General features: G+C 50.5%; 14 protein-coding genes. 6 read left to right on the top strand and 8 right to left on the bottom strand.

The genetic code is table 11. The features are described 5' to 3' along the window. Positions 1 to 437: 437 nt before the first annotated feature. Genes AC2FNE_RS22885 through AC2FNE_RS22860 form a run of 6 tightly spaced genes read right to left on the bottom strand, consistent with a single transcriptional unit; the run spans position 438 to position 5,355 of the window. The gene (locus tag AC2FNE_RS22885; RefSeq protein ID WP_496806373.1) at positions 438 to 1,445 is read right to left on the bottom strand and encodes an alpha/beta fold hydrolase; all 1,008 of its coding nucleotides are present in this window, start codon (positions 1,443 to 1,445) and stop codon (positions 438 to 440) included. Between the two features lies 1 nt (position 1,446). Continuing rightward, positions 1,447 to 2,871: a glutamine synthetase family protein gene (locus AC2FNE_RS22880; RefSeq protein WP_496806372.1), complete on the bottom strand. Its 1,425-nt coding sequence runs from the start codon at positions 2,869 to 2,871 to the stop codon at positions 1,447 to 1,449. A 21-nt stretch (positions 2,872 to 2,892) separates the two neighbouring features. Then, on the bottom strand, positions 2,893 to 3,297 hold the full coding sequence (locus AC2FNE_RS22875) for a cupin domain-containing protein (RefSeq protein WP_170473318.1): 405 nt from the start codon (positions 3,295 to 3,297) through the stop codon (positions 2,893 to 2,895). Further along, complete coding sequence (gloA, locus tag AC2FNE_RS22870) at positions 3,297 to 3,731, bottom strand: lactoylglutathione lyase (RefSeq protein ID WP_254442487.1); 435 nt, start codon at positions 3,729 to 3,731, stop codon at positions 3,297 to 3,299. Before gloA ends, AC2FNE_RS22875 begins: the two co-directional genes overlap by 1 nt. 3 nt (positions 3,732 to 3,734) lie before the next feature. Then, on the bottom strand, positions 3,735 to 4,844 hold the full coding sequence (locus AC2FNE_RS22865; protein ID WP_496806371.1) for an aromatic ring-hydroxylating oxygenase subunit alpha: 1,110 nt from the start codon (positions 4,842 to 4,844) through the stop codon (positions 3,735 to 3,737). Beyond that, positions 4,837 to 5,355, bottom strand: coding sequence for an Lrp/AsnC family transcriptional regulator (locus AC2FNE_RS22860; RefSeq protein ID WP_367648118.1), 519 nt, complete (start codon positions 5,353 to 5,355; stop codon positions 4,837 to 4,839). Before AC2FNE_RS22860 ends, AC2FNE_RS22865 begins: the two co-directional genes overlap by 8 nt. Before the next feature lie 419 nt (positions 5,356 to 5,774). Between AC2FNE_RS22860 and AC2FNE_RS22855 the strand changes: the two genes are divergently transcribed. Further along, entirely contained in the window at positions 5,775 to 6,701 is a 927-nt protein-coding gene (locus AC2FNE_RS22855) for a DMT family transporter (protein ID WP_496806370.1), read from the top strand. A gap of 98 nt (positions 6,702 to 6,799) precedes the next feature. Here AC2FNE_RS22855 and AC2FNE_RS22850 read toward each other — a convergent pair whose 3' ends face one another. Both AC2FNE_RS22850 and AC2FNE_RS22845 read right to left on the bottom strand, forming a co-directional pair. Then, positions 6,800 to 7,108, bottom strand: a complete 309-nt coding sequence (locus AC2FNE_RS22850; RefSeq protein ID WP_170604911.1) for a hypothetical protein — start codon at positions 7,106 to 7,108, stop codon at positions 6,800 to 6,802. Positions 7,109 to 7,574: 466 nt separating this feature from the next. Continuing rightward, positions 7,575 to 9,572 (bottom strand): caspase family protein, encoded by a 1,998-nt coding sequence (locus AC2FNE_RS22845; protein WP_496806369.1) that lies wholly within the window; start codon positions 9,570 to 9,572, stop codon positions 7,575 to 7,577. Positions 9,573 to 10,358: 786 nt separating this feature from the next. On the opposite strand from AC2FNE_RS22845, the gene AC2FNE_RS22840 reads away from it, so the two are divergent. The 5 genes from AC2FNE_RS22840 (at position 10,359) to AC2FNE_RS22820 (ending at position 15,422) form a co-directional block, all read left to right on the top strand. After that, a complete protein-coding gene (locus AC2FNE_RS22840; RefSeq protein ID WP_170604915.1) occupies positions 10,359 to 11,108 on the top strand; it encodes an SDR family oxidoreductase in 750 nt (249 codons plus the stop codon). A gap of 18 nt (positions 11,109 to 11,126) precedes the next feature. Continuing rightward, complete coding sequence (locus AC2FNE_RS22835; RefSeq protein ID WP_170604917.1) at positions 11,127 to 11,516, top strand: ectoine synthase; 390 nt, start codon at positions 11,127 to 11,129, stop codon at positions 11,514 to 11,516. A gap of 325 nt (positions 11,517 to 11,841) precedes the next feature. Next, a complete protein-coding gene (locus AC2FNE_RS22830) occupies positions 11,842 to 13,470 on the top strand; it encodes a L,D-transpeptidase family protein (RefSeq protein ID WP_496806368.1) in 1,629 nt (542 codons plus the stop codon). Between the two features lie 208 nt (positions 13,471 to 13,678). Further along, the gene (locus AC2FNE_RS22825) at positions 13,679 to 14,245 is read left to right on the top strand and encodes a hemerythrin domain-containing protein (protein WP_170473301.1); all 567 of its coding nucleotides are present in this window, start codon (positions 13,679 to 13,681) and stop codon (positions 14,243 to 14,245) included. 403 nt (positions 14,246 to 14,648) lie between these two features. Further along, the gene (locus AC2FNE_RS22820) at positions 14,649 to 15,422 is read left to right on the top strand and encodes a Tll0287-like domain-containing protein (RefSeq protein ID WP_496806367.1); all 774 of its coding nucleotides are present in this window, start codon (positions 14,649 to 14,651) and stop codon (positions 15,420 to 15,422) included. The last annotated feature ends 63 nt before the right edge of the window (positions 15,423 to 15,485 follow it).

Below are 15,485 nucleotides of genomic sequence, written 5' to 3'. Positions count from 1 at the left end.
CATTCCGACGTATCGCAACCCGGTACGAGAAAACGTCACGCAACTTCATGGCCATGATCAAACTGGCCTCGATACGATTGTGGATCGAGTTTTATGAGTCGGCTGCCTAGAAGGAGAATGGCGGGTAACGCGAATGGTTTTTGAAATGACCGAGGAACTCGGGGACAGAAATCTAGCTGCAAGAGCAATGGAGAAAGCCGCGGCTTCGAACTGATTCAATCTTGAGCTAAAGTGTCTAGTCACGGCTTAATCATCCGTCGGCCATGTTGAACAATAACGGATTCGATCTTCTGTTAGTTTTTTAACTTGCATTAGCCCTTACAGGTCGAGACCAGGCCTACTTCGGGTTTAGTGGGAACATTCGACTACCTTATTCAGATGGCTTTATTGACCCCAAAGCGGATTTTCTGCGGATTGTCCGAATGACCGGTTTAAGGCTACGCAGCCAATAAATCCGAGACACTTTCGTCAAGCATTCTTTGGAAATAGGCGTCGTTGCCTGGGTTGGCGGCACAATGCCCGAAGTCCGATGTCACGGGTCGTAGATCTGCACGCGGGATCAGCTCGGCCTCGATCGCGTTGTCCTCCGGTGGGAAATAAAGGTCCTGGTTGCATGGCATCAATATCGTGCGCGCACGGATCGAACCAAGCGCTGCCTTTAAGTCGCCCTTGAATTCTGGTCCGGCGCTGACGTCACCAAACTGCCACGTTGCGAGTTTGCAAAGAAGGTCGTTTGCGTCCCAGTTCGTTGCATGGTCTTCCGCCCAATCGTCCAGCAATTTACCTATGCTTTCGTAGCCGATATCTCGGTAGAGTCCGTTGCGATAAAAAGCTTGGGAAAATGCCCAACCTGCGTAGACGCGCCCAAAAGCCTTTAAACCTTCAGTAGGTTGTTCCGTATAACGCCCCTTGTTCCAAACCGGATCAGCGCAAAGCGCCGCCTTGACGCCTTCGAGAAACACAAAATTATGAGGCGAAGTTTTTGCACAAGCACAGAAGGGCAAAATCGCGCGCACCATGTCCGGATACTGCACTGCCCAGTGGTAAGCTTGGCATCCCGCCATGGACCACCCTAGGACCAAAGCGATCTGCTTTATGCCCAATTCCTGCGTCAGCAAGATATGCTGAGCACGGATGTTGTCCTGAAACGAGACTGCCGGGATAGCTGCGCCTTGCTGTGCGGACGAATTGCTGGGCGATGTTGATAGTCCCCCGCCGAACAGATTGATAGAGATAATATAATGTCGCGCTGGGTCTAGTGCGCGCTCTGCACCGAAGAAACCTTCGTTGCGCTTGTGGGAACCGGTGTAGAAGGTCGGCATTACAATCACGTTGTCGCCTTTGGGCGAAAGCTCACCATACGTTTGATAGGCAAGCTGCGCATCACGCAGAGTGCCACTTCCCGTCAGTGGCAGGTCGCCCAAATGGAACGTCTTGTGACCCATTTTAGTAAAGGCGCAGGTATTCCTGCACCTCCCAATCCGTCACGGCCTGATGATATCTCTCCCATTCGTCGTTTTTATACTCGATGTAAGATTTTCGCATGACTGGACCCATAACTCGCTCAGCGATCTCATCTGTCTTGAGTGCCTCAATCGCATTGAACAGCGTGCGTGGCAGACGTCGAATGCCAAGGTCGGCGAGTTCAGATTCCGTTTTGTCATAGAGATCGAAATCGGTAGGGGCCCCTGGATCGATTTTTCCTTTGATCCCCTCGACTGCACAAGACAGCGTCATCGCCATTGCCAAGTAAACGTTCATTGTCATGTCAGCGGCGCGGTTCTCAATGCAGTGGCGGCTTTGTGGCAGGCGGAATTGGGCAGAGCGATTGTTATAGCCGTAAGTAATGTTCGTAGGTGCCCAGGTTACGGTGCCACCTTCGAAACCACCAACCCGCGGCACCAGTCCATTATAGGAATTGACAGTTGGACAGGTGATCGCTGCTAGCGCCTCGGCGTGGGCCATTAGCCCCCCGACGGCCCAGCGGCTTTCGTTGGTCCAGTCGCTGCCGTCTTCGGTCTCGAAAATGTTCTGACCCGGGCGGCTTTCGTGTTGCATGGAAATATTGATATGTGCACCTGAGCGCCAATCGCCCACGGTGGGCTTCGGCATGAAGGTAACAAACATTCCGTGCTGCTTGGCGATCTCCTTTAATACAATACGCAAGAAGACGAGCCTGTCGGACATCTCGAGCATGTTAGTGTAGTGGAAATCAAGTTCGAATTGGGAGTACGCACCCTCAGCCACGACGTCGTGCAGGTTCCATCCGAGGCCTTCGATGATATCGATCATCTCTTTGAGAAATGGCATTGAATCGATGGAATACTCGACATCATAGCCAAACGCTTGTCGGCGTGGTCGAACGCCGACGGCCGGATCGTCGTCGAAAGCTTTCACCGGTCGCCCCTCTTCGTCATAGGCCATGACGATGAATTCAGGTTCAACACCGGCAAATCCTGAGTACCCTTCTGTCGCGGCTTCTTGCATCGCGCGTTTCAGCGCTTGACGGGGACAGACATTATAGGGCGCGTCTTCCCAGTACAAATCGGCAAATATGATTGCGGTTTCTTTGTCCCATGGGCAGATGTACACGGCATCGAGATCGGGCACGACGACCTGGTCACTGTCTGCCGGGCTAAGTTCGGGAACGTAAGAAATCGAATGCACCGCGAATTGCGGCCCCTTGCCGAGGCAGAGTGGTTCGAAATCGCTCATCGGCACAGGCTTGGTCTTCGGAATGCCGTGCAGGTCGATCCATGCGGCCATCACGTATTTGACGCCTGCGTTTTCTAGTTCTTGCTTTACCTCGGCAATGCGCGGTCGATTGCGGTCCACTGCCTCGGCGAAACTTTCAAAATAGATCTTGCCCATATTTTCTTTCCGTTTGCTGAATCAGCCCGGCACGAAGTCATCGGGGTCAATACCCGGGACATGGGTGAGGCCCGCCAGTTGTTTCCAGTTGTGAGGATAGGCGGCATAGAAAATCACGCAGCGGTCATCAGCCTCGTAGGAGATGTGGTTGTCTTTCGGAACGAAGAGTACATCGCCTCGGTTGCAGATGTACTCCTCGCCACCGCAGACCAGGCGAAAAGTACCTTCGAGGCAGTAGATAATCTCATCGCAGGTCAGATCCCACGGCACTTTGATATTCTTCAGGACATTGATGCCGCCACACATGCTTTTGGAAAACGCGCTTGTGACCATTGGCTTAATGTAGGTGTCACTTTCCTTGTCGCCGATTTGGTTGTAGCGGTCTTCGACCATATCCCATTTCATCAACTGTGGTTTGTCGCCCATCAAGTTACCTCCGCAGCCAGATGTTTTGTAATGCTTTCATTGAGTTCAACCTTGTAACCATCAGGATCTTCACAGAATGCAATGACTCGAGTGCCGTTCTTCATCGGCCCTGGTGGACGAGTGATCTTTACCCCTGCCGCCGCAAGGTCATCGCAAGCCTTGTAGACGTCTGGTGTCTCAATGCAGATGTGGCCCCAGCCGTTGCCCTTTTCGTAAGGCTCGATCTGGTCCCAATTGCAGGTGAGTTCCAAACAGGGAAACTCTGCTTCCGGACCATATCCGATGAAGGTATTGGTGAACTTTCCCTCGGGGTAATCGGTGCGTCGTTGCACCTTCATACCCAGTATGCCGCAGTAGAACTCAAGCGATTTATCGGTATTCATAACCCGCAGCATTGTATGTGCAAGACGAAAGCCGCTAGTGATTCCGGTCAATTGTCACGCTCCTTTTGATTTCGTGACATCGGCCACGATCATTTCTTGAAACGCGCGAACGCTGTCTTCCCAGACCGGCGATAGAACTCCACCGTCAGCTGCAAATTTCGATGCGCGTCCGCGCCACATGCGCTCAACCATTTCGTGATCTTCTTTGTGAACATCCCACCAGAGGTTTTTCAGGCTATCTACTTCATCCTCCGACAGGTTTTGCCCCTCGGTTGTATACAGGTACCGTTTTTGCATCATCTGATTGGGTCCAATGGGGATGTTCAGATAGACGCCCATTTGGTCAGGGAAGTAACGACCAAGAATGAAGTTGGGATAAAGTGTTAGGTAGCGCGAACTGACGCCAAGCGATCCTGAAGTACCCGATTCCTCTGCCAAGTCTACCGCGCTGCCAAGGCAATTGCCGTCTACGATTGTGTAGTGATCTTTCAATGGCTGATCGGTGGTCGAGGAATGGACGACCTGCACATGGTAGGGCTCAATAAAGTTCTCCATGATCAGTTTCCAATTGGTGTCGATCACTCCGAAGTCGAGGGTGCCAATATGCGTAAGTTTACAGAAATCAATTCCTTCCAGCCGTGCTATCAGGGACGCAGCATAATCTTCAAAGTCTGGTGCATCGCCGCTGAGATTCACGAAAACCCAATCCTGCCAAACCCTCGTTCGTACTGGAACGAGACCATTTTGCGATTTGTCGAAACCATTGGCTTCGTGGGTGTCTGTGCCACCGAAATGGGGTGACGCTTTCAGGCGCCCGTCCAGATCATAGGCCCACGCATGGTATGGGCAGCGGATCAGCTTGCCTACATTCTGCGGCTTTTCGACAAGCGTCATGCAACGGTGGCGGCATACGTTATGGAAAGCGGCGATTTCGTTCTGTCGGTTTCGCACCAAAATCAAAGGTTGCTCGGCCAGTGCAACAGGTACCACGTCTCCTGGAAACTTGAGCTCGTGTGCGGCCGCGACGCAAACCCAGTTTCTAAATAGAACGGTTTTGCGCTCCTTCTTCCAGAAAGCCTTGCTGCGATAGGCAGAAGGCGGCAACCCATGTGCGGGACGCGAACCGTCCTGAAAATATGCCAGCGTCTTGTTTAGCTTACCCATTTTCAGGCCTCCAGTCCCGTTTGAGCAAGAATTGATTTTTGAAGTTTTTCATCCCCATCATCACCTCAACATGGGAGATATCTGAAGCCGAATGGATTTCGTCCTCCAGAAATCGCTGCAGGGCGTCCGCATCGTCGCTGACGATTTCCAAGATCAGATCAAAACTGCCTGCGACCCAGAGCGCAAATACGACACGCTGGTCGTGCTGAAAGCGATCGGCGACCTGAGCCGGAGCAACCCCGGGCGCAACCTTCAATCCAAGGATCGCGTCGGTCCTATATTCGCGCGCGACCGGGTCAGCGATGGCAACAATGCGCAGCATGTTTGCATCGCGTAGCGCGCTGACACGGTTGCGAATGGTACCTTCAGAGACCCCTAGCGTATGCGCGATTTCAGAAAATGGCGTGCGACCGTCTTCTTCAAGGATCGCGATGATTTTGCTGTTCAGTGTGTCAGAAGGCGAGCGAATGCCGCCATTTTCTGCCATCAATTCAAACTTGGTCTCACCCACTGACTTCTCCGAATCGCAAGTTTTTTAGGAGTAAACTGCGTATTTCGCATTTCTTGCAAGGAAAACTTAAAATTATCTGAGAATTTCGAAGAAAATTAAATCGAAATACGTACTCCCTAACCAAGCCTGCGATCTCGTGGAGTTCAAGCGTAAAGAAGAACACAGGTGACACTTGGGGCGCCTTGAGATGCGACAGGGAATTCCGCCCCGAGGTTAAAAAAACCGAAAAATGAGACGTCCAAAATATCGAACAACTAGTCCGTTTGGTCCGCATAGTGGTTGTTAGGCTCTCTCTTGGGCAATTTCCGCTGTCACCAGAAGCAGCCATTCAAAAAATGTTGAACGTCCCGTCTGTGGGGCTAACCGCTGCTCGATAAATCTCCAGCGACAGAATTGCAGGTGCGTGATAGCTAAGACGCATGACCACTAGATCGATGCAAACACCCTCTTCCATTCCTTATACGCTGGCGATTTTTGGCGTTCTTTTTGCATCAATCTGTTTCGGACTGGTTCCATACTTTAGTAGGGGGCTGACCGAACAGGGTGTCGCTCCCTATGCAGTCGCATTTTATCGCTACGTTGTAGCAGCAACCCTGCTTCTGCCCGCACTCTTTTCGCAAAAAGAATCTTGGCGAGAGATTGCTTGGGGCCTTTCGGCTGGAGCGGTAATGGGACTTGGTTGGATTGGTTATGTGAAGGCGCTGGAGACATTGCCTGCTTCGACCGTGGGAGTCCTCTATATGACATATCCGGTTTTCACGCTGGCCATTGCATGGGCATTGTTTGCTGATGCGCCCACGCGGCGTTCGCTGCTAGCCTCCAGTTTGATTGTGTTGGCAGCGGTCATAGCTGGTTCGCCTGCGTCTATTCCCATTCAGCTTTTACCCACGCTGTTGATCGCCCTAGCGGCTCCGTTGGGCTTCGGCTTTGGGATTTGCGTGTTGGTGCATAGATTATCCCGTATCACGCCGCTTGCGCGTATGGCTGCAGTTTCCCTTGGGGCCGTTCTCGGTCTTGCACCGCTGGTTTTGACTGCAGACGCAGCTGAATTACTCCCGCAGGATCGCTCTGACTGGCTTTTGATCGTAGGAATTGGCCTTGTAACGGCACTAGTTCCTCAGCTCATCTACACGGTTTGCGCGCCGGTGATCGGTGCTTCTCAATCTGCAGTGGTTGGTAGTATTGAGTTACCAACCATGTTTGCCGTTGGTTTTCTAGCTTTTGGCGAGGCAATCACAGCCCCGCAGGCCATTGCCTGCGCTATTGTCATGGGCGCGATTGCGATCAATAGAAGTCGCAAAACTCGCAATGTCCCAACCGTGCAAGCGAAAAGTCCGGAACGATAGGTCAGGTCAAATAACACGCAAACAGTATTCAGTTGGAGATTAGCGCCAAAGGCGAGCGTTCAGAGCATTCCGCCTTATTACGAAAAACAGGACCTTTGTTACCGGTCGCTGCCAGAACCAACACCGCCGGCCAACATGGCCGCTTCGCGCAAGCGCCGAAATTCCTCAGGTGTTACGGTCCCGTCACTGACATTTATTCCGCTGGGAATACGTGTTCTTTTGTACCCCACAGCCCGAACACTACCAGCTGGATTTATTTCCAGGCAGCCAGAGTTGTAGCAGGTCAACCCACTGGTGTTGATTTGGATAACAGTTTGACCGTCTTCGTCAGTGACTAAAGGAGCCTGCGGAGCAGTGCCGCAAGCTGAAACCAACACTGCAACACCAAAATACGCCCATTTCTTCATTGGCTATTCCTTCGGATCATATCGCTTTCTCGCTCCGCAGTGTTGGTTTTTGGTTCAGTGAAATTGTTCCCGCGTTACCAAGTTCTTGGTTTAAATTAATCAGGAAGTGGCTGAGAGAATTTGGTCTTCAAATTACTGTTTGTGATCTTCTGCCTACTATAGGACATCTGGATGCTTGTTTGAACAGCGCATGCAAAAATTCTGTTAGTTTTAAAGTTTGAGAACGTTACGGGCCGAACTCACGCAATGATAAAGAAAGTACGCAGTATTCGGTTCTATCCGATTTAATCGGGTGAGTTGCAGTTAGTGTCGACCTTGCAAACTGGACCCGTCCTTCGATGACTTTCCAAGCCATTGGTTTTGAGGTCGAGTAATCATCAATTCATTGAAGGTCCCACCGCAATCCAAAAATAAGCCTCTCTTCTTTCATGTAGTCGCATTTCTATAATCGAGTGAGGGGACACAATTATTCGATCTCCAGAATTATTGTCGGAGGTAGATTGGATGTCGTCGCCCAGCCTATGCGTTCCACTCTGGTGTTGTTGCCTCCTGTACGTTCTAAAGGAACCAAACGACCATAGCTTTCGTCCAAAGGCGAGGCTTCAAGCACCCGCTCCGGCTGCCCTGGCGCCCAATTCGTATACTCCAACTCGCGCCCCGACCGCCAAAGCCAATTTCCTTGCTTTTGCTGCAAACCAATTGCGGGTCCTTTGTTGTTTCGGATCGAGGTCGTGCCCCAAAGTTTCTGGTCGAATCTAACCAGTTCCCGAATGAATTCTTCTTCCTCGCGGCTATCAATTTCTATCAGGGATCCTTCTGTTTTCTCTTCCAAAACCCTCAAATCAGATGACCCTATCGTTGTTCCAAGATTTGTTGCGACATACAGCCGACCTTGGAAATAGCCATAAATAATCTCTCGACCCGGAAACACTGACAAAACTCGGTCCAACCGGTGGTCTTGCTCTAGCAGGGCAACTGCTTGAGGGTCCAAAACTCGCGCCAACGGTCCGGATGTAGGGAAAATCGACGCATCATACTCAAGTCGACCGCTTGACCCCCATCCACCGGTTTGCGTCAACGCGTAAAGGGTTGCCCGGGTGGGTAGTCCGCTTACCGGAAGCGATCTGCGTTCTTGAAATTTCTCTATTCCATTGCGCGTTTTCGGCCCGTATTTTCCGTCAATACCAACAAAGCCAATTCTTCCATATGTCAGCGCATTTTGTATGCGCGTTACTTGCCCTTCATCTAAATCGATCATTTCCATCGCGGTTTGGAGCATTTCTTGGGTTAAGGCATTACCGCCATTTAAATTGCGATAGCGACCCCAAACCCGGTCCCGCAGGGCATTCAAAAAACTCACATTCTCTTGAAGTTTTGCACTCTTGGCCATGGCGCCGTTAGGATAGCGATCAAAGTAGAGTGCCCACGCACGAGGGAAGTCCAGGCTTTCGGCGGCAGCAAACAACGTCAACTCGTCAGTTAAGGCATTCGGGCGGCGTTTGTCGTTGGTTTTACGCGCATCAAGTTGGGAAAGCGCCGCTTGCCGAAGCTTCCCGAGCTCATAAAGCGGATGATCATGTTCGTTGGCAAAACGTTCCAGAAAGATGTTCCAATCCGCCAGTGATTGAGAGCGATCTGCTTTTGCGAAAGCCTCCGCCAAAAGATCAGCGTTTTGTTTCGAGGCAATCGCAGGAACAAGAAAAATGTCTTCGCTTGGCAGAGACCCATAGGTGAACGGTTCCTGGTAACCTTCTGTAAGTTCGAAAACCGTATCTCGAACCTTTCGAAACATTTTACCAAGTTCCAGCCCCGGCTCTTCAATGTGTTGAAGTAAAGCTTCCGCATAAGGGCTATTTCTACCCTCTCCATCTAAAGCCAAGGTCCCGCCCTTAGCAGCGTAACTGACCAGAACTCCACTCGGATCAATGCGCCCCAATCCGCTGCCGATCGAACGCGTGCTGTTTGTTCTGGTCATAGTGCTCAAGAATGGATTGTTACGGCATGCGTCTACCAACACGATCTTGAGGCCCTCAGATGAGGAAAGCGAAGTGACTACGGTGTCCAATCGAATTGCTTCAAAACTAACATCCTTGGCGCTTTGCAGCTCTGCATTCACAGGGATTATGTAGTTTACACCGTCTATTTCTATTCCGTGCCCGGCAAAATAAATCAGCGCAATGTCAGCGTTTTCAGCTCTTTTCGCAAAGTCTCTGAGGGCAACCCGCATTCCTCGGAAATCTAGGTCAAGGCTATAATCAACGTCGAAACCAATCCTAGAGAGAGCAGAAGAGATGTCGCTCGCATCGTTTTGTGCATTGGGTAAATTTGCTACGTGGTTATAATTTCCATTGCCAATGACAAGCGCGACTCGTTCAGGCTCCGATCTTGCGGAATTTGCAATAATGAACCAGAGCGCGATTGTAACAAATATTAATGTTGTGCGGCGAAACCTGATAAAGGTCATTACAACGTCTAACCAAACACTTTCATGTTGTTCGTGGTGCAGTGTAACACAATCAACAAAGAAAAGCGTAACTGGACTATTAGGTGCCTCAGATTCTTAAACTAACTCACGCGATGGTCAAATAAGCCAGACCCGTGGGATCTCCGGTTTGTTTTCAATACAGACGCTTGCAAGAATTTGTTGAATGACAGCCTCGCGCGCAAAGCGGACCCTCTTGCAGGTCCAAAATGTTTCAGCCGCACTGTCTGGACCAAATAGTTGGTCAAGGCGATCGCGGCTAACCTTCTGAGTTGCGCCATCTTGGTATCAAACAGAATGAAGTTTCTCAGGGAAACCCATACGCTTCGCGACGGTCTGCAATAATTGCTGACAATGTAGTGGCGACCTCTTCGCAATAGGCGGCACAGGGTGGGCTGTCCGTGCTAGGAAGCGGCGGGAATGCCGTGGACGCGTGGCTTGACACCGCGATTGCTTTAACCCTTTTCGAGCCGACGGAAAATGGTAATGGATCGATGCTTTAACCATCATTTGAGACGAAAAAAAGCTCAATAGTCTCAAAGCTTCGGGAAAATTTCGTTCTGCCTGGGAACTGTTGTGCGGGTTGCTTTGCGGACGTTCAAGCGCGATGCAGTTGCTTTGAAAGCTTTGAATGCTCGAAGATGACGGATGTTCCTCATATGGTGTTTGTTTATCCAATACCTATGTGCTGCATAGCTTTTCATGGCATCATACAACCCGCATATCTTGGTAAATATTAGGCAGAAATATTATAGCGGAGACAATCAAATGGCTGATCTCAGAGTGGCCCTGATGACCGGAACTGGCCAGGGCATTGGAAAAGGGTGCGCCATCGAGATGGCAAAAGCGGGCTACAAGGTCTCGCTGATGTCCCCGTCGACGCGATCCAAAGAATTGGCGAAGGAATTGGGCGGGATTGGACACCAAGGTTCGGTCCTCGACACCGCCGATTTACAAGCAATGGTAGACGCCACACTCAAGGAGTACGGGAGGATCGATGCAGTCGTTAGCAATATGGGCCATGGTGGCAGCGTACCAGAAGCCATCAAAACGGTCGGCTTTGATCCGGATTTTGATGGACCATTGTTGGAGTTGCCGGATGAGCTATGGCACGAAAGCCTCGACATGTATGTTCTAAACGTCGTCAAGCTGGCACGTATCGTGACCCCGATCATGATTGAACAAGGTGGCGGTTCATTTGTGAACATCTCGTCTATGAACACAGTTGAGCCGCGCGCGCCCTATCCGATGAGCATGCTTCGAGGCGCACTGCACAGTTTTGCCAAGCTATTCGGCGATCGATACGCCCGCCACAACATCAATATGAACAACCTGATGCCAGGCTTTTGCGAGAACGTGAATTTGTCGGACCTGGCAAGACGATCTATCCCTGCTCAACGCCCGGCAACGTTCGCCGAGATTGGCCAAGCTTGCGTCTTCCTTGCTTCGGAAGGAGCGCGGTATATTAACGGGCAGAACATCCTGTCAGATGGAGGCATGAATCGTGCGGTTCGGTGACTTAAGAAAGGTAAATGCATGATCGTAAGATCTCTTGAGGATGTCGTTGGTACAGAGCGGGACGTCGCTGGCCCGGGATGGAAAAGCAGACGGCTATTGTTGGCGTCTGACGGCCTGGGATTTTCGATGACTGACACAATTATCGAAAAAGATGCCGTACTTGAACTTGAATACATCCATCACTTGGAAGCTTGTTACTGCATCCAAGGCAGGGGCCAAATTAGGCGGTTTGACGAAGAGAAATGGTACTCGCTGGAGCGCTTCACATTATACGCATTGGATCAAAACGACAGACATTTGGTACAAGCCTTAGACGCAGACCTTAGGCTAATCTGCGTTTTCAATCCGCCCCTCACAGGCAGAGAGGTTCACCGCAAAGACGGTAGTTACGCTCCAGTCGAGACCTGATTGATGTGGCGGCCTATTTGCGGAACTCGCTGACATCTAGAGAACGTCCGCCTTGGGCTGAATGCGGTTACACGCCAAGACATCTTGGTTGAGCGCTCTACGGGCTTTCCAACCATTGGCGGTCAGGAAAGGTTGTAGATCTGGAAGAGACACGAAATGCGAAACAATGCAGCCTTCAGCCGGACACGGATTTGGTTTAACCGCGAGCGTCCTCCCCACATTTCAGATCCTACACTTGAAATCTGTTAATTGCGATTTGAATATACCGTATATTGCGTTACTCTACACCTGAAAAGCAATATATAGGGTGACGTCGTAGGGGGTGATGGTGGGATACATTTGTTCTGTGGCCGCAAGTGCGCTAACCGCGATACTGATTTTGTGTCCCAGCTTTAGTTCTGCGGACCAAGTTTCCGAACAGATTGCAGCGCTTCTAGGAAAGGGTTTGGATTCAAGTGACACGCTGCCAGACAGCAAAAGCTTGGATGCCGCGGTTCTTGTGCCGCGTTTCTATGAAGAAAGGGACTTTACCCCTGCGTGGACACGCGACGAATTGGTAGACGAACTCTTTACCGAGCTGGACGGAGCGGTGGACCAGGGCTTCAGATCAGATGACTTTGAACTCGAAGAGCTTCGAGTCGCATTTAACGCCACCAAAGGTGGCAACGCCTACGATCAAGCTGTATTCGACATTATCGCAACAGATGCTGCTGTTAAACTTGTCCATCATTTGGTGTTCGGAAAAGTCGACCCAAACGCATTGGACGATGATTGGAACTTTTCCAAACCGGTTATCCAAAAAGATCCGGCCGTCGTTTTGAGTCAATTCCTTCAAGGGGATGGATTTAGCGCCCTAATCGAACGCATAGACATCGACAACGCGCAGTATGAAATGCTTGTTGAGGCACTAAGCAAATACAAAGCAATAGCAATGCAGGGCGGTTGGGCGATTGTTCCCGATGAAAAAGTTTTGAAGCCAGGAATGGTGGACCCAGCTGTTGCAAAATTGCGCGAAAGACTACGGGCAGAGGGTTACGACGGAGCAAACGAGGTTTCGGAACTTAGCCAAGGTAGCTCAAACCCGGCATGGGTTTACGACGATAGCCTGCTGCAACAGGTCAGAACATTTCAAAACCGACACGGGTTGGAAGCAGATGGGGTTATTGGCGGCAAAACATTTACCTCCCTCAACAAACCTGTGGAAGATCGCGTTAACAAGCTGCGCCTGAGCCTTGAGAGAGGTCGTTGGCTTATGCGGGAGCTCAACGATGATTTCGTTCTGGTTAATATTGCGGGGGCCCGTACTTACTTAGTCAAGTCTGATGGGACGCTTTGGACCACCAGATCAATCACAGGGTCAGCGTACCGAAAGACACCGGTATTCCGAGATGAAATTGAATACATGGAGTTCAATCCGACCTGGACCGTTCCCGCCTCGATATTTCGGAAAGATAAACTTTCTCGCATTCGCAAGGATCCAGCGTATCTGGCACGCAACAACTATGTGGTTCGAAACAAGGACGGGCAAACAATTCCAGTCAACGCAGTAAACTGGGCGGCGAAAAACCCCGGCGTCACACTTGTCCAACAACCGGGCCCAAACAATGCGTTGGGTTTGGTAAAGTTCATGTTTCCCAACAAATACGCGGTGTACTTACATGATACGAACGACCGTAGTCTGTTTGATCGAAACGAAAGGAACCTTAGTTCCGGCTGCGTTCGCTTGGAGTATCCCTTCGAATTCGCAAGCCTTCTGATGGAGGGAGAACCCGGCTGGAACCGAAAAAAGATGCAATCCATTTTGGATAGTGGAAAGACAACGCGCGTTAACCTACCAAAACCAATGCCAGTTCTTTTGACATATTGGACCGCTTGGGTCGAAGACGGGGTTGTTCATTTTCGCGAGGACCCATACGAACGCGATGCTCGCATATTGGCCGCATTGGATCGATGAAAACGACTTGTTTGGGGCGAGGCAGGTTTTTGTGTGCGTTTAGTTAGCTTGATTCAATGGCGATCTGCACGAGGATTGGCCGACTTAAGCAGCAACAGGGAAAATCAATTGGTTTGGAAGATGTGCAAAGATGGACATCAGTTGTGCAGCATTGGGTCTAACGAATTGAAATCTTAGCACACAAATTACTGCGGAAAGGAGTAAGCTCATGCTTGATACTTACAATATCCGCACAGCAGACATGCCGGGCGAGTTGCAGTTCTTGCTCGACAAGTATCCCCGCGACAGCTGGGAATCTCATCCTGGGTTCAAGGAAAAAACTCGTCACTGGCTAGGAGCCCATCAGATGTTCAGGCGCCTTGCCGAGTTGGTGCGGGTCGATGCAGAAAGCTATCTTGAAAAAGACGTGCCACCCGATGAGTACGCAGCGCGCCTGTCATACTATGGCAACGCTCTTGTCGGAAACTTGCATGGACATCATGGCTGGGAAGATAGAAATTACTTCCCCGAGCTTGCTGCTGCTGATCCTCGGTTTGACGCTGGGTTAGAAGTGCTGGAAAAGGACCATGCAGATCTCGATCTCGTTCTTGAAGAGTACACACGGATGGCCAATCGTGCAATAAAGCTTATCCATCTGGACGAGGCTCAGGCTCGTTCAGAGGTTGGAGCATTGCATCGCACTTCTGAGGTCATCGAAGCCTTTCTTCAGCGTCACTTGAGCGATGAGGAAGAACTTGCTGTTCCAATCATCTTGCATCACCGCCTAAGAGGGTAAGGCAATTCAAATTACCGACCATCCCAAACAGGAAGATCGGTCAGTCGTAAAGATACGCCGTTCACGAGTTGATTTCGTGAGCGGCGTTTTACGGATTGCGATCATGACCACAAGCTTGAGTATGTTGATTATTGTGTTCATTTGCGGCCATTCGCCTTGCAGCGCTCCGAAGCAAATGACCGCTTTGAACCCGAGATAGACGCACAGATTAGCTGATCTCTTACATTGCGGACAAAATTGTCTGATACGCACACAGTAAATTTTCCGGCTAACCAATCACTTAAAATAATCAATTTTTGGCGGCGCAATTCCAGCCGGTTCGAATTCCTCTGACAGTTTGGAGATTTTTTGCTAGGCTAGCTTATTGTCACGGCACTCGACTTTACGTGGAGGCGTTGGTCTATTGAAAAATCTGATTATAACAGCAGCAGTTATTTCAAGTGCATTCTGCACGCTTGGTGCGGATGGTGTTGCAGCGCAAACCGCAGAAGAAATTGAGACAGGCAACCGACTTGCGGCTGTGTTACGAGCCGGCAGAAGTGTGGTGTCGAACAGCCAGGAATTAATCAACGATCCTAATGTCACAGACAAAGGGCTTTCCGGTGACGTGTTTTACGAGAAAGTTATCCAGGCCTACTTGAACGCTAATGGCGAACAACCGCTGCATGATGGATTGGACCCATTGGAGCGTAAACTTACCGAGACGCAGCTTAACGCTATGGTCACGGTAATCGACGCAAACCAAGAGCTGATAAATGCCGAGGGAGTGGCTTTCAAAGGATTTATTCCAGCGGTTTTTGCGCGGTTGGTAAATGAACAGTTCGCAGGTGAGATCGGCACGTCTGCTATGGTTAAGGTAACGGCGCCCTCAGAACTTGTCCGCAATCGCATGGCTCGCCCCGACACTTGGGAAAACTCAGTGATCGAAGAAAAGTTCAAGGATTCTTCTTGGGCTGAAGGGCAATCGTTTTTCGAAGAAACTGAAGTTTCTGGGAAGCCCGCGTTCCGTATGCTTATCCCAGAATACTACTCCCAGTCTTGTCTCTCATGCCACGGATCGCCAGCGGGCGAAACGGATGTGACCGGTTTTCCCAAGGAAGGTGGACAACTTGGCGATCTTGCCGGCGCAATTAGGCAGCACACCCATAAATTTCTGTTCATTCACATAGGCTTGTGATTCACTTTCGCAAAACAACAGGCGGGAGTGGGAAATTGGCGCGATCTGACATGAGCGATTTGG

Source organism: Ruegeria sp. YKSD179, from assembly GCF_059612885.1.
This window is presented reverse-complemented; position numbering and strand designations above follow the sequence as displayed.